At 45.0% G+C, this 18,781-nt stretch carries 16 protein-coding genes; 1 reads left to right on the top strand and 15 read right to left on the bottom strand.

Annotated features, from left to right (window positions below):
- Positions 1 to 16 precede the first annotated feature (16 nt).
- The 4 genes from pyrG to rlmD all read right to left on the bottom strand — a co-directional run bounded on the left by pyrG (position 17) and on the right by rlmD (position 6,327).
- Positions 17 to 1,657 carry a CTP synthase gene (gene pyrG / locus VME0621_RS10585; protein WP_038228988.1) on the bottom strand — a complete coding sequence of 547 codons (1,641 nt, stop codon included), beginning with the start codon at positions 1,655 to 1,657 and terminating at the stop codon, positions 17 to 19.
- A 162-nt stretch (positions 1,658 to 1,819) separates the two neighbouring features.
- Positions 1,820 to 2,626: a nucleoside triphosphate pyrophosphohydrolase gene (gene mazG, locus VME0621_RS10580; protein WP_031493536.1), complete on the bottom strand. Its 807-nt coding sequence runs from the start codon at positions 2,624 to 2,626 to the stop codon at positions 1,820 to 1,822.
- Between the two features lie 95 nt (positions 2,627 to 2,721).
- Entirely contained in the window at positions 2,722 to 4,944 is a 2,223-nt protein-coding gene (relA, locus tag VME0621_RS10575; RefSeq protein ID WP_038228982.1) for a GTP diphosphokinase, read from the bottom strand.
- Between the two features lie 69 nt (positions 4,945 to 5,013).
- A complete protein-coding gene (rlmD, locus tag VME0621_RS10570) occupies positions 5,014 to 6,327 on the bottom strand; it encodes a 23S rRNA (uracil(1939)-C(5))-methyltransferase RlmD (RefSeq protein WP_062456641.1) in 1,314 nt (437 codons plus the stop codon).
- 197 nt (positions 6,328 to 6,524) lie between these two features.
- On the opposite strand from rlmD, the gene barA reads away from it, so the two are divergent.
- Positions 6,525 to 9,344, top strand: a complete 2,820-nt coding sequence (barA, locus tag VME0621_RS10565; protein ID WP_062456638.1) for a two-component sensor histidine kinase BarA — start codon at positions 6,525 to 6,527, stop codon at positions 9,342 to 9,344.
- A 15-nt stretch (positions 9,345 to 9,359) separates the two neighbouring features.
- On the opposite strand, the gene acpS is transcribed toward barA, so the two are convergent.
- The 11 genes from acpS to rpoE all read right to left on the bottom strand — a co-directional run bounded on the left by acpS (position 9,360) and on the right by rpoE (position 18,501).
- A complete protein-coding gene (gene acpS / locus VME0621_RS10560; RefSeq protein WP_006075282.1) occupies positions 9,360 to 9,740 on the bottom strand; it encodes a holo-ACP synthase in 381 nt (126 codons plus the stop codon).
- 6 nt (positions 9,741 to 9,746) lie between these two features.
- Complete coding sequence (pdxJ, locus tag VME0621_RS10555; protein ID WP_006075281.1) at positions 9,747 to 10,481, bottom strand: pyridoxine 5'-phosphate synthase; 735 nt, start codon at positions 10,479 to 10,481, stop codon at positions 9,747 to 9,749.
- A 17-nt stretch (positions 10,482 to 10,498) separates the two neighbouring features.
- Complete coding sequence (gene recO, locus VME0621_RS10550; RefSeq protein WP_006075280.1) at positions 10,499 to 11,203, bottom strand: DNA repair protein RecO; 705 nt, start codon at positions 11,201 to 11,203, stop codon at positions 10,499 to 10,501.
- Positions 11,204 to 11,263: 60 nt separating this feature from the next.
- Positions 11,264 to 12,253 (bottom strand): GTPase Era, encoded by a 990-nt coding sequence (gene era, locus VME0621_RS10545; protein ID WP_006075279.1) that lies wholly within the window; start codon positions 12,251 to 12,253, stop codon positions 11,264 to 11,266.
- Positions 12,246 to 12,923: a ribonuclease III gene (rnc, locus tag VME0621_RS10540; protein WP_006075278.1), complete on the bottom strand. Its 678-nt coding sequence runs from the start codon at positions 12,921 to 12,923 to the stop codon at positions 12,246 to 12,248. Before rnc ends, era begins: the two co-directional genes overlap by 8 nt.
- A gap of 10 nt (positions 12,924 to 12,933) precedes the next feature.
- Positions 12,934 to 13,830 carry a signal peptidase I gene (gene lepB, locus VME0621_RS10535; RefSeq protein WP_031493910.1) on the bottom strand — a complete coding sequence of 299 codons (897 nt, stop codon included), beginning with the start codon at positions 13,828 to 13,830 and terminating at the stop codon, positions 12,934 to 12,936.
- 101 nt (positions 13,831 to 13,931) lie between these two features.
- Positions 13,932 to 15,725 carry a translation elongation factor 4 gene (lepA, locus tag VME0621_RS10530; RefSeq protein ID WP_062456634.1) on the bottom strand — a complete coding sequence of 598 codons (1,794 nt, stop codon included), beginning with the start codon at positions 15,723 to 15,725 and terminating at the stop codon, positions 13,932 to 13,934.
- Positions 15,726 to 15,849: 124 nt separating this feature from the next.
- Positions 15,850 to 16,320 carry a SoxR reducing system RseC family protein gene (locus tag VME0621_RS10525; RefSeq protein ID WP_062456631.1) on the bottom strand — a complete coding sequence of 157 codons (471 nt, stop codon included), beginning with the start codon at positions 16,318 to 16,320 and terminating at the stop codon, positions 15,850 to 15,852.
- Positions 16,317 to 17,297, bottom strand: coding sequence for a sigma-E factor regulatory protein RseB (rseB, locus tag VME0621_RS10520; protein ID WP_006075274.1), 981 nt, complete (start codon positions 17,295 to 17,297; stop codon positions 16,317 to 16,319). The genes VME0621_RS10525 and rseB overlap by 4 nt, the downstream gene beginning before the upstream one ends.
- Complete coding sequence (locus VME0621_RS10515) at positions 17,294 to 17,896, bottom strand: RseA family anti-sigma factor (protein ID WP_038228972.1); 603 nt, start codon at positions 17,894 to 17,896, stop codon at positions 17,294 to 17,296. The genes rseB and VME0621_RS10515 overlap by 4 nt, the downstream gene beginning before the upstream one ends.
- Before the next feature lie 26 nt (positions 17,897 to 17,922).
- Positions 17,923 to 18,501, bottom strand: a complete 579-nt coding sequence (gene rpoE / locus VME0621_RS10510) for an RNA polymerase sigma factor RpoE (protein ID WP_038228970.1) — start codon at positions 18,499 to 18,501, stop codon at positions 17,923 to 17,925.
- Positions 18,502 to 18,781 lie beyond the last annotated feature (280 nt).

Raw genomic sequence — 18,781 nt, 5'->3', positions numbered from 1 at the left:
AACCGCCCGTATCCTTTTACTTTTCTTCAGTACCGCGCTGGAATTCGCCCGCCGCTTTCACAAAGCCTGTAAATAACGGGTGACCATCGCGAGGCGTTGAAGTGAACTCTGGGTGGAACTGCGCAGCTACAAACCATGGGTGAGCTGGGTTCTCAATCACTTCAACTAGTTTCTTGTCTGCTGACAGACCAGAAACTTTAAGACCTGCTTTTTCAATCTGTGGACGAAGTACGTTGTTCACTTCGTAACGGTGACGGTGACGTTCATGGATCTTAGCGTTGCCATATAGTTCGTATGCTTTTGTCCCTTTTTCTAGGTGACATAGCTGAGAACCAAGGCGCATTGTGCCGCCAAGATCAGACGTTTCGGTACGTTCTTCAACTTTACCTTCGCCATCTACCCACTCTGTGATCAAGCCTACCACAGGGTATTTAGTCTCTTTGTTAAATTCTGTTGAATGTGCACCTTCCATACCCGCAACGTTACGTGCGTATTCGATAAGTGCCACTTGCATACCTAGGCAGATGCCTAGATAAGGTACTTTGTTTTCACGAGCGTATTTTGCAGCAAGGATCTTACCTTCAACACCACGGTCACCAAAGCCACCAGGTACAAGGATTGCGTCTAGACCAGCTAGAGCTTCTTCGCCTTTTGTTTCCACGTCTTGTGAATCAACGTACTTAATCTTCACACTCAGGCGGTTTTTAAGGCCTGCGTGTTTCAGCGCTTCGTTTACTGACTTATAAGCATCTGGTAGTTCGATGTATTTACCTACCATACCGATAACTACTTCAGCCGTTGGGTTAGCTTCTTCGTAAATTACCTGTTCCCACTCAGAAAGATCAGCTTCTGGAGCAGAAATGCCAAAGCGTGAACAAACTAGGTCGTCTAGACCTTGCGCTTTAATTAGTTGAGGGATCTTGTAGATAGAGTCTACGTCCTTCATTGAGATTACCGCTTTTTCTTGAACGTTACAGAAAAGTGCAATCTTCTTACGCTCGTTTGCAGGGATCATACGATCACTACGGCAAACAAGAATATCTGGTTGGATACCGATAGACAGTAGCTCTTTTACAGAGTGCTGAGTCGGCTTGGTTTTCACTTCACCAGCTGCTGCTAGGTAAGGAACCAAAGTTAGGTGCATAAACATTGCACGCTCACGACCAAGCTCAACGGCTAACTGACGAATGGCTTCCATAAACGGTAGTGATTCGATATCACCTACTGTACCACCAACTTCAACGATAGCGACATCGTGGCCTTCAGAGCCAGCGATCACGCGATCTTTAATAGCATTAGTAATGTGAGGGATTACCTGAATAGTTGCACCTAGGTAGTCACCACGACGCTCTTTGCGAAGAACATCAGCGTAAACACGACCAGCAGTGAAGTTGTTGCGTTTTGTCATCTTGGTACGGATGAAACGCTCGTAGTGACCAAGGTCAAGGTCAGTTTCAGCGCCATCTTCCGTGACGAACACTTCACCGTGCTGAGTTGGGCTCATTGTGCCCGGGTCAACGTTGATGTAAGGGTCAAGCTTCATCATGGTCACTTTAAGACCACGTGCTTCTAAAATTGCTGCAAGAGATGCTGCTGCAATACCTTTACCTAGAGAGGATACTACCCCGCCAGTAACAAAAATATAATTTGTCGTCATGTTTAACCTGAAGTTGGTTGAATGAGGGAAAATGGATTTCTTCTGGACGGGATGCAAATATACCAGAAGCCCTTTACCGCCACAACGTGAAACTTATCACATTCAAAATTTTTATTTTTTGCTTCAAATCAATTGTAGAAACTTACACCAATGAGAAGCGGTTCACAAATCCGAGGACTTTTCTTGTTTTTTTACGTCATTCCAAAACTGGTCAAGCTCTTGAAGGCTAAAGTCTGTAAGGGATTTACCATCTTCGCCAGCCCTTGCCTCAACACCTTTAAAGCGACGAGAAAATTTATTGTTCGCTTTTCTCAGCGCAACCTCAGGATCTTTTTTCAAATGTCGAGAAAGATTCACCACGGCAAACAAAAGATCTCCGACCTCTTCTTCCAGCTTCTCTTCATCAACATCAACCTGAATCGCTTCCTGAACCACCTCTTCAACTTCTTCCTGAACCTTGTCAACGACAGGTCCTAACGCATCCCAATCAAAGCCATATTTAGCGCAACGTTTCTGGATTTTATTGGCCTTTGAAAGAGCAGGTAACGATTGTGGTATTGAGTCTAGAATACTTTCTTCGTTTTTGCCTACCTCAGCCTTTTCCTTCTTTTTCTCAGCTTCCCAATTGGCATTGATAGCGGCTTCATCTGCAAATTCCACATCAGAAAAAACGTGCGGATGACGTCTAGTGAGCTTGTCATTCAATCCCTCAACAACCTCGTTGAAGTCAAATAACCCTTGCTCTTTTGCCATCTGGCTATAGAAAATCACTTGAAACAACAGATCGCCCAGCTCTTCTTTTAGATTTTGCCAGTCTTGGTTATGAATAGCGTCGACCACTTCAAACGTTTCTTCGATGGTGTGCGGTACGATGGTTTCGAAGGTCTGTTTGCGATCCCATGGACAGCCATGCTGCTCATCTCGAAGCTGAGCCATAATAGTGAGAAGTTGTTCAATGGGTTGAGACATAGTTAGATTCCTAAACAAAAAGGTTGGAAAACCAACCTTTTATTATTGTTCAACATGATGTGATTACGTCAGTATAACGCTCACTTGAGTCTTGCTTAACCCAAGCGCTTCACACTCATGACGTCTTTAATTTGTTCAATACGCTTAGTCACGCGTGACAGCACCTCGATATTCGTCAGCTCTAGATCAAAATCCATAATCGATAACTGACGCTTGTAATCACTGCGACTCTTCATAGTGGTCACTTTGATCTTTTCGTTAGTAAGCAGTGTGGTGATGTCTTTTAGTAATCCGCCACGTTCCATAGCTTCAACGCGAATAGTCAAAATATAAGAGCCAACAAAGCCACTACCCCAAACGGTATCAATAATACGCTCTGGTGCATGATGGCTGAGTTCTTCTAGCTGCTCACAATCAGCTCGGTGAACCGAAATACCACGACCTTGAGTAATATAACCTTTGATTTGATCGCCCGGAATTGGCTGACAGCAGCGTGCCAAATGCGTCATCAAGTTATCGACACCTTCCACGACAACTGCGTCTTTATGCGGTCGGCTTTGAGCTGGTGCTTTGCCTTCTGACTCTTGAAGTTTCTCAAGTGCTTGTTGATCTTCTTCTTCGGCCGTAGGCTTATTCACCAATGCGTTGATGTGATTAATGATTTGGTTTATTCGTAAATCACCACTACCAATACCAACATACAGCTCATCTGGAGTGTTAACGTTAAAACGCTTCAAGGCATATTGTTCAGCGTCTTTGATCGTTGCACCGATTTTGGCTAACTCATCTTCAAGAATTTCACGGCCAGCTTCTAAGTTCTTCTCACGACTTTGCTTTCTAAACCAAGCGTTAATTTTGGCGCGCGCACGACCAGAGTGAACAAAGCCAAGCGATGGGTTTAACCAGTCACGAGACGGGTTTGGCTCTTTGGCTGTAATGATCTCAACCTGATCACCCATAGATAGCTTATGAGTAAATGGAACAATGCGACCTGCCACTTTGGCACCGATACAGCGGTGTCCCACTTCGGAGTGAATGTGGTAAGCAAAATCCAGTGGTGTTGCCCCCATAGGCAAATCAACCACATCGCCACGAGGCGTAAAGGCATACACACGGTCATCAAATACTTGGCTACGAAGTTCATCCAGCATTTCGCCAGAGTCTGACATCTCTTCCTGCCAATCCAGTAGCTTACGCAACCAGGTAATTTTCTCGTCGTATCCGCTACGGCCGCCACTACCACCTTCTTTGTATTTCCAGTGTGCAGCAACACCTAGCTCCGAATCCTCATGCATTTGCTTAGTTCGGATTTGGATCTCTATCGTTTTACCTTCAGGACCAAGAATAACGGTATGGATAGACTGATAACCATTGGGCTTAGGGTTCGCCACATAGTCATCAAATTCACTAGGAAGGTGCTTGTACTTGGTGTGAACAACACCGAGTGCCGCATAACAATCTTGCAGTCGCTCAGCGATGATGCGTACAGCGCGCACGTCAAAAAGCTCATCAAAATCGAGGCTTTTCTTCTGCATTTTTCGCCAAATGCTGTAGATATGCTTAGGGCGACCACTGACTTCAGCAAGGATGTTCGACACCTTCATTTCAGCCGTCAAATCATCCACAAAGTCTTTGATATATTGCTCTCGAACAATGCGGCGCTCAGACAGTTGTTTAGCAATCTGTTTATAAGTTTCTGGTTGCTGATAACGGAAAGCGTAATCTTCGATTTCCCATTTTAGCTGACCAATCCCTAAACGGTTGGCAAGAGGAGCATATATGTTGGCGCATTCTTTAGCGGCGGCTCGGCGAACTTCGTCAGACTCATCTTTGACTTCACGAAGGTTACAAATACGCTCTGCCAGCTTGATGACCACACAACGGAAATCATCCACCATCGCCAGCAACATTCTGCGGACATTATCAACTTGACCCGACGCCTCTGAGCCTTCTAGCGTCACGTTAAGTTGACCAATAGCCGCCATCTCTTCGACGCCATCAATCAGCTTAATGGTTTCTTTGCCATAGTTTTCTTCTAGCTGCTCTCTATCGTAGATGCCACTAGAAACAACAGGGTACAACTGAGCAGCCACCAGCGTGGCTTTATCCATCGAAAGGGTAATGAGGATCTCAATCATCTCTCTGCCGCGCCACAACAACAAGGACCCCTGTTCACTGCCAGCGACAATATCTTCGCACTGACGGTAAACTTCTTTAAGCCTTTTCGAGGTGTTCTTGTCTTGCTTTAGAGAAGCAATCCATTTGTCTAGCTCGAACTGTTCGTTAGGGTTCAAATGCGCGCTTCTTACCGCAACCATTTCTTTTTTCTTCCTAGTTTTATTGGTTAACTAACCTATCCCAGTTAGCTTGTTCTCATTTTAATTCAGCTACTTCTCAAACAGCGCCATGGATTCTAGATGACTGGTGTGAGGGAACATATCCATCATACCCAATCGAACCAACTTATAGCCCTGCTCAATCAAGCTTTGAGTATCTCTGGCAAGGGTAGCAGGATTGCAAGAAACATAAAGCACTCGCGTTGCTCCTAGCGCAGAAACTTGATCTATCACGCCGCTTGCGCCTGCTCTGGCAGGGTCAAGCAGGATTTTATCAAACTGTTGTTTTGCCCATGGCATCTCTGAGAGATCTTGCTCGAGATTTGCTTGATAAAATTCAACATTCGTTAGGTGGTTAAGAGTGGCATTTTGCTGCGCCCAATCCACCATATCTTGAATACCTTCAACACCTACGACACGCTGACATAGTTTCGCCAAAGGTAAAGTGAAGTTACCCAAGCCGCAAAAGAGATCAAGTACATTGTCACTGGATTCAGGCGCCAACCACTCCAGTGCTTGAGCGACCATTTTGCTATTTATCTCGCGGTTCACTTGAATAAAGTGTGTCGGCAGGAAGGGTAATTCAACCCCTACTTCCGAATAATAAGGCTGTTCACCCGTTATTAATTGTAACTGCCCTGACTCTGGCATCAGATAAAGCGTGAGTGCCTGACTGTCAGCAAACTCGACCAAGCGTTTTTTATCGTGATTAGTCAAAGGTTTGATGTGCCTAACAACAACCACAGGTCCGTTATCACCCATGACCAATTCAAGGTGGCCAAGTGACTGTTGCTGTTTAAAGCCTGTGAATATGTCTCGTAATGGCGGTATTAGTGCGTTTAACTGCGCATTCAATACCGGACAGTGGTCAATCTCAACAATGTGATTGCTCTGCTTACGGCGGAATCCCATGACTAAGTTGCGCTGCTTATCGAGGTGAATACTCAAGCGAGCACGACGGCGATAACCAAGGCCTTCTCCAGTGATAGAGGGAGCTAACGGCACAGATTGGCCTGCTAACTTATTCATCAATTGTGATAAAGCTACTTGTTTGTTTTCAAGCTGCTGCTGACGTTCTACATGCTGCTGATTGCAGCCGCCACACTCATGGTAATGAGGACAAAATGGCTTCACGCGTTGCTCAGAAGCTTCTAGCACTTTGATCAAGGTAGCCTTAGCAAACTTTGCTTTGCTTTCCGTTAACTGCACCAACACCTTCTCATCTGTGAGCGCGCCTTCAACAAATACCGGTTTGTTATTTAAGTAACCAATACCTGCACCATGATGGTCCATGCGTTCAATGTTCACCTCTTGGTGCTTTTTTGAGAATGAAGTTTTCTTTGTTGGTTTAAAAAAACGTGCCATTACTGTACCCAGTGAGCAGAGCGTAACGCGCTGCTTCGATAAAAATTTGTTAGAGTTTCACTATTCTTTATTTGAATGATTGTCGAACAGCGCTGCTTTGATTAAGCTTACGTCATCTTGAGGATGCAATACTGGCTATTGTCCCATATCCACCCAGCAGATGTAACTCTGTTGGCAAATAATGACTTCGAATTAAAATGACAAGATACGGCCTGCGCGCTCGCGTAATCACATTGACTTTGGCACCGACCTTAATTATCGGTCTCCTTTTGAGTGCCTTCTTCTCTTACAATCGCTACCACGACCTAGAATCACAAGTACTTAACGCCGGCTCTAGCATTATTGAACCGCTGGCGATTGCCAGTGAACAAGGTCTTATCAACCAAAGTCGTGAATCAGTTAGACGCCTGATTAGTTACGCCCACCGTAAGAATTCTAAATTCGTTCGCAGTATTGCGGTATTCGATGCTTCTCATGAGCTGTTTGTAACCTCAAACTTTCATCCCAACTTTGATACGTTAACCTACCCGAAAGATCAGCCGATTCCTTTTTTAAGCTCCTACGAAATTCACGACAATACGTTAATTTTGAGAGCCCCTATTCTAGCTGAAAGTCAGCTGGTATCAGATACGCGAGAATTAACCTCAACCAATAAGACGCTCGGTTATATCGCTGTAGAGCTCGACCTTTCTTCACTGCGTTTACAACAATATCAGGAAGTCTTCTCTGCGATTCTAGTCCTTGTTCTTGGTCTTATCCTATCGGGAATCTTTGCCTACCGTTTGATGTACGATGTGACGCGTCCAATTTCTCACATGAAAAACATGGTAGACCGTATTCGTCGTGGTCACTTGGATGTTCGTATCGAAGGCAAAATGCACGGCGAGCTGGACTCGTTGAAAAATGGTATCAATGCCATGGCAGTCTCGCTGTCCGAATATCATGTGGAAATGCAGCACAGTATCGACCAAGCAACGTCCGATCTACGTGAGACATTAGAACAGCTTGAAATTCAAAACGTTGAATTGGATATCGCCAAAAAGCGTGCGCAAGAAGCGGCACGAGTGAAGTCAGAGTTCCTTGCTAACATGTCTCATGAGCTAAGAACCCCACTTAATGGTGTAATTGGTTTTACTCGTCAGATGCTGAAAACTCAGCTGACCAACAGTCAAACAGACTATCTACAGACCATTGAGAAATCGGCAAATAACCTGCTTAACATCATCAATGACATTTTAGACTTCTCCAAACTCGAAGCCGGTAAACTGGCACTTGAGAATATTCCATTTGAATTCCAAGACAGTCTTGAGGAAGTTGTCGCCCTTCAAGCAACCAGTGCCCATGAAAAAGGCTTGGAACTAACCTTAAAAGTTGACTCGAAAATTCCAAGCGGCCTTGTTGGTGACCCACTTCGTATTCAACAGATTTTGACCAACCTTGTGGGTAACTCCATCAAGTTTACTGAGCGTGGCAACATTGATATCAGCGTTGAACTCAAATCTCAGAAAGAAGACCGTGTTGAACTGCAGTTTATGGTTCGCGATACAGGTATTGGTATCTCAGAGCGACAACAAGCGCAGTTATTCCAAGCCTTCAGTCAAGCGGACGCCAGTATCTCTCGACGTTATGGCGGTACTGGACTTGGTTTGGTTATTACCCAAAAGCTAGTTGGACAAATGGGCGGTGAAATTAGCTTAACCAGTCGCCTGCACCAAGGTTCAACATTCTGGTTTACGGTTAAACTGAACTCTACAGATATTCCAATGATCGACCTTATCGATCCTGCGGTCATCCATAACAAGCGACTACTACTGATTGAACCAAATATGCAAGCGGCATCGGTATTACAACAGACCCTTACTAATGAAGGGGTTATGGTGACCTATCGCTCAACGTTGCCAGATAAAGTGGAAGCGTTCGACTACATCATTTTGTGTTTGCCTACCAATGAAGAAGTGCCATTGACGGTGATTGAAAGTTGGATCACCCGTTGTCAGGAAGCTACATCAAACATCATCATCGGTACTGCCAGCACCCAGCTCGCCCTATCTGACTACTTGATGCAAACCCATCAAGTACAGTGCTTAACCAAACCATTATCACGTAAGAAGTTGCTGCAATCGTTAGTGGAAAAACAGCCAGCAATACTCGCACCTGTTATGGAAGTTGAGTCTACCGAGAAGCGCGCACTTACCGTAATGGCAGTGGATGATAACCCTGCCAACCTCAAGCTCATTACAGCATTATTGTCGGAGCGTGTTGAGAGCGTGATCTCTTGCACCAACGGCCAAGTATCGGTTGAGAAAGCCCAAGAGCAGCACTTTGATATGGTATTTATGGACATTCAAATGCCTCACATGGATGGAGTGACTGCCTGCAAATTAATTAAAGAGACCCAGCAGAACAGCCAGACGCCTGTCGTCGCCGTCACTGCCCACGCAATGACGGGTGAACGAGACCGACTTTTATCCGAAGGAATGGACGATTACCTCACCAAACCTATCGATGAAAAAATGTTGTTGCAAGTACTCAACAAATGGGTACCAGTTCGCAATCATGACACTGATGCCAGCTTAGATTTCGTTGCTCCAAATGAAGTGGACATAACATCTGATGAGCCAAGCATTCAGCCTAAAGCGGAAACGGAAACTAATTTGGTGATCGATTGGGGAGCGGCACTCAAACAAGCCGCTAACAAAGAAGACTTAGCCGTCGATATGCTGCAAATGTTAGTCGACTTTATCCCTGAAGTGTATGCACTTTCAGAGCAAGTGTTGGACACTGATTTCGATGATAAGGAACAGGTTATCCATCTAATCCACAAATTGCATGGCAGTTGCTCTTATTGCGGCGTACCGAGACTTAAATCTATCTGCGCGACCATAGAGAAAGCCTTGCGCGCTGGCGACAGCTTAGAAGATATCGAGCCAGAGCTCTTTGAACTGCAAGATGAAATGGAAAAAGTGCTAAAAACGTCTGAGCTTTACTTGAAGGGAAATAGAGAACCTAACGACTAGGTTAGGTTCTATCGTTTAGCTTTCGAAGATGACAGTAGCGACAGCGTAGTGACGCTCGTCAGAGATAGACAAATGATTGGACGTCACACCCATTGAAGCCGCAATTTCTGCGGCTTTTTTTGTCAGGGTGAGTATTGGCTTGCCGTTTTCGTCATTAGAGACTTCAAAATCTTGGAAAGTCACACCATGAGCAATCCCGGTCCCCAATGCCTTTGATGCCGCCTCTTTTACAGCAAAGCGCTTAGCAAGAAAGCGACCTTGCTGTTTCAATTGCTGAAACTGAACCAACTCATTATCGGTCAAAATACGCTGCGCAAACGCCTCGCCTGAACGCGCTAAGGCTTTCTCAACACGTTCTATTTCTGCGATATCGGTACCTAGACCTTGAATTGCCACGATTCATTAACCTCGACGAGCCGATTCCATGACCGCTTTCATATCTGCAACGGCTTTATGTAGGCCATCGAATACCGCGCGGCCAATGATAGAGTGACCAATGTTTAATTCATAAATCTCAGGTAATGCCGCAATAGGTGCGACGTTGTGGTAAGTCAAACCATGACCAGCATTCACTGTGATGCCGATATCTGCAGCGTAGCTTGCGCCTGCCGCGATTTTTTTCAGCTCGTCTTGCTGATCTTCTTCAGTTTCTGCATCCGCATAATGACCAGTATGCAGCTCAATGAATGGTGCACCAGCTGCTTTAGCGGCATCAATCTGCTCACGATCGGCATCAATAAATAGCGACACTTTAATGCCTGCTGCAGACAACTTCTCCGTTGCCGCTTTGATTTTTTCAAGCTGACCTTTTACATCTAACCCACCTTCGGTCGTCAATTCTTCACGTTTCTCAGGTACTAAGCAAACAAACTCAGGTTGAGTTTTTAGGGCAATATCGATCATCTCATCGGTGACCGCCATCTCTAAGTTCATACGAGTCTGTAGTGTTTCGCGCAAAATGCGTACATCACGATCTAAGATGTGGCGACGGTCTTCACGAAGGTGAATAGTAATACCGTCAGCGCCAGCACGCTCGGCAATCTCTGCAGCATGAACTGGATCTGGATACTTAGTACCGCGCGCATTACGTAGCGTAGCGATATGGTCAATATTGATACCTAAAAGGATAGAACTCATCGATGTTTACTCCATGGTCAGAGCTGTTTCAGTCTCGGAAGAAACAACTCCCTGCTTTTTAATGGTTTCCCGCCAAGATACGGCTTTAATGCTATGCGTGTAAAGCGTTTTGCCGCTTGTAACTGTGTTTTACTGTTAAAACGACGCTCACTGATGGCAATCAATTCCTCACCGAGAAAGGTGAGATTGTCTTTACGCACACTGGCAATGAACCCCTTCTGCTCTCGATAACGATAAGTCATCGTTGGCTCAATAGGTTCACCTGTTCCGGCACAGTGAAGGAAGTCTACACCGTATCCCATTGCAGAAAGGAGAGCGAGCTCAAATCGCCGTAAAGCGGGTTCAGGATTGGTATTGTGAGCCAGTTCTGTTAAAGCTTGAAGATAGTCATGAAATAAAGCGGGAAACGGGATTTCACTGGCGAGAACACGGGCAATGAGTTCGTTCACATACATAGCTGAGTAAAGGTTGATACCAGATAAAGGTAACCCAAGGCTGATGGCTTCAGCTTGACGAAGGGTCTTCATAGAGCCGCCGCCGGACCATTTCAACAGGAGAGGGGTAAAAGGTTGCAGCGCCCCTTTAAGGTTGGAGCGCTTGCTTCTAGCACCTTTAGACAAAAGCGTAACTCGACCATACTCTTCACTGAATACGTCAAGAATTAGACTCGACTCACTGTAGGGTCTTCGATGCAAAACAAAACAGCGTTGTAATCCATCCATAACTTTATCTTGTCTAAGGTCTCGGAGCAGGACGCTCAGCGTCCTCGCTACCTAATAGTATTATTTGTTTTCGATATCGTCGATATAGCCTAATGAACGCAGTGCACGCTCATCATCAGCCCAGCCCGATTTCACTTTTACCCAAGTCTCAAGGTAAACCTTACGATCGAACAGCTCTTCCATATCTAGACGAGCTTCACGGCCAATCGTCTTGATCTTTTCGCCGCCTTTACCAATAACCATTTTCTTCTGGCCGTTACGCTCAACAAGAATCAAAGCATTGATATGGAAGCCATCAGTGTCTGGGTTGTAATCAAAACGCTCAATCTCAACCGTCACTGAATAAGGTAGTTCATCACCCGTAAAACGCATGAGTTTCTCGCGCAAGATTTCTGACGCCATAAAACGCTGAGAACGGTCCGTGACATACTCTTCAGGGAAATGATGTACAGCTTCAGGTAGATGTTCACGTACATGCTTACGAAGCACATCTGTGTTCTTACCATGTTTGGCAGAAATAGGCACGACATCCACGAAGTCCATCTTCTTCGACAGCTCATGCATATGCAGCATTACGTCGTTACGATCTTTCACGTTATCGACTTTGTTCATACATAGGATGACTGGGAAGTCTGACTTACGCAGCTTATTCAGTACCATTTCGTCATCGTCAGTCCAGTGAGTGCCATCAACTAGGAATAACACTAGGTTCACATCACTCAAGGAGCTATTAGCTGCACGATTCATCAAACGGTTAATCGCTCGCTTCTCTTCAATATGTAGCCCTGGCGTATCCACATAAATCGCTTGGTAATCCCCATCGGTATCGACACCCATAATACGGTGACGAGTAGTTTGCGGTTTACGCGATGTGATGGAAATCTTTTGCCCTAAAATATGATTTAGCAGCGTTGATTTACCTACATTTGGACGACCAACAATCGCAACAAAACCACAGTGTTGGTTTTCTGCGCTGGTTGTCGCTTCGCCAGATGATGCAAAGTATGCATCAATATCGAATTCTTGTTCAGACTCAGGTTTATCAGACATTGGTCACTTTCTCTAAAGCCAGTTCCGCAGCCGCTTGTTCTGCCTTGCGGCGACTGGTGCCTCGACCGATAACAGGTTCATCCACACCTGCCACTTCACAGGAAACGGTAAACTCTTGGTTATGCGCTTCCCCTTTAATATTAGTCACTGTATAGACTGGTAGTGGTTTTCTTCGACCTTGTAAGAACTCTTGTAAGCGAGTTTTTGGATCTTTTTGAGAAACCCCTGGCTTAATTGCTTCTAAGCGAGTCATATACCAGCTCAATACAATTTTACGAACCATCTCTACATCGCTGTCGAGATAAATCGCGCCAATGATCGCTTCAACGGCATCCGCTAAAATTGAGTCACGACGGAAACCACCGCTCTTCAATTCGCCTGGACCTAATTTTAAGTAATCTCCCAAGACAAACTCGCGCCCTAGCTCAGCCAGAGTATTCCCTCTCACTAAGGTGGCACGCATTCGACTCATATCCCCTTCATTCACTTTAGGAAAGCGGTGATAAAGATCGTCAGCGATGACAAAACTTAAAATTGAATCGCCCAGAAATTCTAGTCGTTCATTATGGTTACCATTGGCGCTACGGTGAGTCAGCGCCAACATGAGCAGCTCGCTATCATTGAAATGATAGCCGAGCTTTTTTTCTAATCGTTCAATAGAAGAATTCATGCTCTCTCGTTCAGTCTATTCCACCGATGCGATTAAATCTTACACCGGTTGGGATCCATGTAGGCAGAATGCTATCTGCGCCACGTTCAAATTCAAAACTAATCCAGATACCAACAGCTTTGCCCACTAAGTTACCTTCTGGCACAAATCCCCAGTAGCGGCTGTCAGCACTGTTATCGCGGTTGTCACCCATTACAAAGTAATGACCTTCTGGAACCACCCATTCATTCACACCGTTACGTGGTTGATACTGGTCAACACGGTCACGACGCAAAGGATTAACCAATATTTGGTGTTCCACTTTACCCAGCTTTTCATCCATCTGAATCAGAGGGATACCATTTTGTACAAATGGGCTATCTTCCACATTGGATAGCTTCACCGGTTTACACGTTGATGTACCTTTGGTTTGGATGCAAATATCCTTACGCGCGCTATATCGAACAGTATCACCTGGTAAGCCAACGACACGCTTGATGTAGTCGATGCTTGGCTGAGGTGGGTATTTAAACACCACAATATCGCCACGCTCTGGTTTACCGGTTTCAACTAGCTGAGTACGCCATACTGGATCTTTTAGACCATAAGCATATTTCTCAACCAAGATGAAGTCGCCAACCAAAAGCGTCGGCATCATCGAACCCGATGGAATTTGGAATGGTTCATAAATGAATGAACGCAATACCAAAACAAAGGCGATAACAGGGAAAATAGAAACACTGTTCTCAACAAACCATGATGGGGCAACAGCTTTGTTTGCGGTTGCTTCATCGATTTGGGTAGCTTGAGCTTGGATATCCGCGAGCTTTTGCTCACGTTTTTTTCTCAATACGAGCTTATCCAGCACCCAAACGACACCTGTCACTAACGTCACGATGACGAGGATCAATGAGAAGGTATTTGCCATTTCATTCCCTTAATTTTCGTATCTATAAAAATAACGAAAGTGAAAGCACCACAACGGCACTTTCACTTCAAACTTAAATTATGTCGTCGTAAAACAAAGAATTAGTCTTTGCCAACGTGCAGAATTGCAAGGAACGCTTCTTGTGGCAGCTCGACGTTACCGATCTGCTTCATACGTTTCTTACCTTCTTTCTGTTTCTTCAACAGCTTCTTCTTACGACTCACGTCACCACCGTAACACTTTGCAATCACGTTTTTACGTAACTGCTTAACGGTAGAGCGCGCGATAATGTGGTTACCAATTGCCGCTTGAATCGCAATATCAAACATCTGGCGAGGGATAAACTCTTTCATCTTCTCAACAAGCTGACGACCACGACTTTGTGATTGGTCTTTGTGAGTGATGATCGCCAACGCATCAACTGTGTCACCGTTTAGCAACACATCAACACGAACCATGTTTGATGCTTCAAAACGCTGGAAGTTGTAGTCTAACGATGCGTATCCACGAGACGTTGATTTTAGACGATCGAAAAAGTCTAAAACTACCTCAGCCATAGGAATGTCATACGTCACCGCAACTTGATTACCGTGATAAACCATGTCCACTTGCATACCACGTTTCTCAACGCATAATGTAATGACGTTACCTAAGTAATCAGACGGCACTAGGATATTACAGCGCGCGATTGGCTCACGGATCTCTTCAATATCATTAATAGCCGGTAGCTTAGCTGGACTATCCACGTAGTGAAGTGAACCGTCGGTTTTCTCTACTTCGTAGACTACGGTAGGAGCTGTTGTAATCAGATCCAAATCGTATTCACGCTCTAGACGCTCTTGGATGATTTCCATGTGAAGCATACCCAAGAAGCCACAACGAAAACCAAAACCAAGTGCTGCTGAGCTCTCTGGCTCGTAGAATAGAGATGCGTCGTTTAGACTTAGCTTACCAAGTGCATCACGGAAGTTCTCATAATCGTCAGAGGAGACTGGGAACAGGCCTGCATAAACCTGTGGTTTCACTTTTTGGAAACCAGGCAACGCTTGTTCACAACCGTTTTTCGCGGTAGTCAGCGTATCACCTACTGGTGCACCTAAAATGTCTTTAATACCACAAACAACCCAACCTACTTCACCAGTGTTGAGCTCTGTCGTATCGATCTGTTTTGGTGTGAAGATACCTAAACGGTCTACCCCCCAAACTTGACCAGTACTCATCACTTTGATCTTGTCGTTTTTCTTCAGTTTACCGTTTTTAATACGAACCAAAGAAACTACGCCAAGGTAGTTATCAAACCAAGAGTCAATAATGAGTGCTTGAAGTGGCGCTTCTGGATCGCCTTCTGGCGCAGGAATCGCTTTGACGATTTCTTCTAGAACATCGTCAACACCAAGGCCTGTTTTTGCTGAACAACGCACTGCTTCCATTGCGTCGATACCAACAATTTCTTCGATCTCTTCAGCGACACGCTCTGGTTCGGCAGCAGGTAGGTCGATTTTGTTCAATACCGGAACAACTTCTAGCTCCATTTCAATGGCTGTGTAGCAGTTCGCCAGCGTTTGTGCTTCCACACCCTGGCCCGCATCAACAACAAGAAGCGCACCTTCACAAGCGGCTAGAGAACGAGATACTTCATACGAGAAGTCTACGTGCCCTGGAGTATCGATAAAGTTTAGCTGATAGGTTTCCCCATCTTTCGCCGTGTAATCCAGAGTAACACTCTGAGCTTTGATGGTAATACCGCGCTCACGCTCTAGGTCCATAGAATCAAGAACCTGGGCCGCCATTTCACGGTCGCTTAAGCCGCCGCAAACCTGGATCAAACGGTCCGACAAGGTTGATTTACCATGGTCGATGTGGGCGATAATCGAAAAGTTACGAATGTGCTTCATAGATTTGATGTAGCTAAACTCTTAAACAAAAAGGAATAGAAAATGCGGAAAAAACGCGCATTTCAATTAAGTTGGCAGATTCTACCCAATTTCGATGCGGTTCGCACCTTATTTAGACAATGGGCTAGAGAATCGACTCACCAAGCACTCTGACCAACTTCACTTGCTGGAAAGAAGCTCGCTCCATTGGGGTAACCCACTTTTTGGCTAACCTAAAGCCAATAAAAGCAAAACACGCTGAAGTCAGTATGACCACCAGCTCACCAGCACTCAATAATGGCGCTAACCACATTTGACCCACAATAGCTCCAATGAACAAAAACAGCAGTGGTAATAGGTAAATCAACGCTGCGGATTGAAGTAAGCTCTTTTCCGGAAACGCAATTTCAACCACATCGCCTGCCTTTACAGGTTTAGACGTAGCAAGCTGCCAATGAAGCTGTTTCTTACCCACTGCTTTACTAACAATACCAGTACCACAACTGCTCTTTGACTGGCAGGAGCTACAACTGGTTTGCTGATCACAGCTTAGTTCAACGTGGAGCTGGTGACCTTGGGGTTCAACCGAGGTCACCGTCGCGAGTGCGGTCATCATGGGGTAATGCCTTCATCTGCCTTATTTACTTTGTTAAGTGTAACAGATTGTGCAATACGCTGCGCTGTGGCAGGAGGGATATCACCAACGACTGAAATTTGTTTGTCATTAAGAACAATGCTATGAACCGTACGTCGACCTTGGCGGATCAACTGACCTTTTAGAGAATTACTATCACGATCAGAGATATAGACCGAAAAGCTGAACAAACCATCAGTGAACATTTGGCTCTCAACCACATCTTCAGTTGCTAGCATACGGTAGCGATTAAGATCTTTAGGTTGAAAACCATTGGGAACCCAACCCACATGCCAAAATGTTTGCTCAATATTACCTTTCGGTAGTGATAGAACCGCCGGAAGCTGCACGTCATCAAGCGAGCTCAACATTGTGGCAATATGATCATTCACCGCATATGAGATCACACGGTACTGCTCTAAGATTTCACCGTCACGATCCAATAGATCAGCACGTAACGGAAGCTTGCTCTTTTCATCCACCCACAATACATAAGAGTAACGCAGTCCATCTTTTGGAACGACTCTAAATACTTGTGTTGGCGCTCCCGCTTCACGAGCACGACCTACTCGAACGTAATCATAGTATTCACTCAGCTGCTTTACATCACTGTTGAGTAAAGGCATCAACGGAGCCACCATCTTGCCAGATTCAATCGTGAACGGATCGACACCCGGTTCGATGTAACTGACTTCATTACCACGTCGAATCACTTCTCTTACTGGACCACTTAGATAAACAAGATGGGCTAATTGTTGAGTATCGCTTTTCGCGTGTCGGTAAAGTAACGGCTCTATGCTGTTCTTTTTGATAAGGATGTAGGACAGTTCATAATTCAATTGCTGGCTGGCATCGTTCATTTGATGCAACAAAGCCTCCGCAGAAGACTCTTCTTCTGCAAAGGCTTGGGTACCAAATAAACTGAACAGCAATAATGAACTGGTCAGAAATTTTTTCATTCAATTACCGATTCTGTATCAGCAGAGTGCGAAGCATTATCTTCGCTGTTTAGTCTTAGCTGTAACTCGTAATCTTGCAGTAATGCGTTGATACGACGACGCTGTTCTTGCACGTTGACACTTTCATTCGAGCTTTTTGCAACCGAATCACGTGTCAAGCTGACTGGCTCAGCACTGCCCGCAAACGGAATAGTCTGCAAAACAGGTAATTGCTCAGCTTCAGGCTGTGCTGGATCTTGGCCAGAGTACTGCTGTACTCCTAAAATAACTGCCAAAGACACACACGCCGCTACCGCTACTTGACCAAACTGCGTTATCCAAGCTGGTAATAAGCGCTTCGCTTGTGAAGGCGTAGGTTGTGACTCGATAGGCATTACGATATCACTCGTATGCGCTGGCTCGTTTTCGAGCGCAGACGCCACACTTTCAGCAATATTCCAATCTAAACTTTGTGGCTCATCGCCACGCATGACATCACCAATAAGATGATAATTATGCCAAGTTTCTTTGCTCTCCTGATCTTTTTCCAACGCCTCAATAAGCGCGTCATCGATCAGGTCTCCGTCCATGAATGCTGAAAGCTTCTGTTTGTCAGCCATTATATTCACCATAGTTGTAACTAGTTTTAGCGTTGAAGAAGAGGCTTAATCTTCTTCTCTACCGCTTCACGAGCACGGAAGATACGCGAACGTACCGTTCCTACTGGGCAATCCATTACTTCTGCAATTTCTTCGTAGCTCAAACCATCAAGCTCTCGAAGCGTCATTGCAGTCTTCAAATCTTCAGGTAACGCTTCAATTGCAGCGAAAACAGTTCGCTTCAATTCATTCGACAACGTTAAGTTCTCTGGGTTCGAAATTTCTTTCAAAGCGTTACCGGCTTCAAAAAATTCGGCATCTTCTGCATCAACATCGCTGGCTGGCGGCCTACGGCTCTGAGCCACAATGTGATTCTTTGCGGTGTTCACTGCTATGCGATACAACCAAGTATAGAAGGCACTCTCACCTCTAAACGTCGGGATCGCACGATACGCCTTTATAAACGCTTCTTGGGCGATATCCGCTACATCACCCGAATTGCTCACGTATCTTGATATGAGATTGCAAACCTTGTTTTGATAGCGCAAAACCAATAGGTTAAATGCTTGTTTATCTCCACTTTGAACGCGCTCAATCAACACCTGATCGGTCGGCTGCTCGTTCATGCGAGCGTTCACTCCTATTCGTTATTACCCTTACCTTCACAGATATGAGTATTAATTATGCATATTGTAGTCTTGACACCACCGCTAACATGAGCACTATTGTGACTCTAGGCAGATAGGAAAGTTCAAAACTTTCTCAGTTTTTTTGTCATTAATCATTCACAATGTGATTTGGCGTCAACTACAATGTTGTCAATTTACAAGAATGGATTACTTAGCTCCTTAACACAATCGATTTTTCAACGTGTTATCTCAGGTAGGTAATCCTTGATGCAAGTGC

It is taken from the genome of Vibrio mediterranei (assembly GCF_900088415.1).
In the GTDB taxonomy this organism is placed as follows: Bacteria; Pseudomonadota; Gammaproteobacteria; order Enterobacterales; family Vibrionaceae; genus Vibrio; species Vibrio mediterranei.
The sequence above is the reverse complement of the archived record's forward strand: the minus strand, read 5'-3'. Positions and strand labels throughout refer to the sequence as shown.

Bases quoted from the DNA above. Each gene is read 5' to 3' on its own strand.
- mazG (WP_031493536.1), bottom strand. From the start codon at position 2,626: ATGTCTCAACCCATTGAACAACTTCTCACTATTATGGCTCAGCTTCGA.
- barA (WP_062456638.1), top strand. From the start codon at position 6,525: ATGACAAGATACGGCCTGCGCGCTCGCGTAATCACATTGACTTTGGCA.
- lepB (WP_031493910.1), bottom strand. From the start codon at position 13,830: ATGGCAAATACCTTCTCATTGATCCTCGTCATCGTGACGTTAGTGACA.
- lepA (WP_062456634.1), bottom strand. From the start codon at position 15,725: ATGAAGCACATTCGTAACTTTTCGATTATCGCCCACATCGACCATGGT.
- relA (WP_038228982.1), bottom strand. From the start codon at position 4,944: ATGGTTGCGGTAAGAAGCGCGCATTTGAACCCTAACGAACAGTTCGAG.
- rlmD (WP_062456641.1), bottom strand. From the start codon at position 6,327: ATGGCACGTTTTTTTAAACCAACAAAGAAAACTTCATTCTCAAAAAAG.
- rseB (WP_006075274.1), bottom strand. From the start codon at position 17,297: ATGAAAAAATTTCTGACCAGTTCATTATTGCTGTTCAGTTTATTTGGT.
- VME0621_RS10515 (WP_038228972.1), bottom strand. From the start codon at position 17,896: ATGGCTGACAAACAGAAGCTTTCAGCATTCATGGACGGAGACCTGATC.
- VME0621_RS10525 (WP_062456631.1), bottom strand. From the start codon at position 16,320: ATGATGACCGCACTCGCGACGGTGACCTCGGTTGAACCCCAAGGTCAC.
- era (WP_006075279.1), bottom strand. From the start codon at position 12,253: ATGTCTGATAAACCTGAGTCTGAACAAGAATTCGATATTGATGCATAC.
- pyrG (WP_038228988.1), bottom strand. From the start codon at position 1,657: ATGACGACAAATTATATTTTTGTTACTGGCGGGGTAGTATCCTCTCTA.
- rpoE (WP_038228970.1), bottom strand. From the start codon at position 18,501: ATGAACGAGCAGCCGACCGATCAGGTGTTGATTGAGCGCGTTCAAAGT.
- pdxJ (WP_006075281.1), bottom strand. From the start codon at position 10,481: ATGAGTTCTATCCTTTTAGGTATCAATATTGACCATATCGCTACGCTA.
- recO (WP_006075280.1), bottom strand. From the start codon at position 11,203: ATGGATGGATTACAACGCTGTTTTGTTTTGCATCGAAGACCCTACAGT.
- rnc (WP_006075278.1), bottom strand. From the start codon at position 12,923: ATGAATTCTTCTATTGAACGATTAGAAAAAAAGCTCGGCTATCATTTC.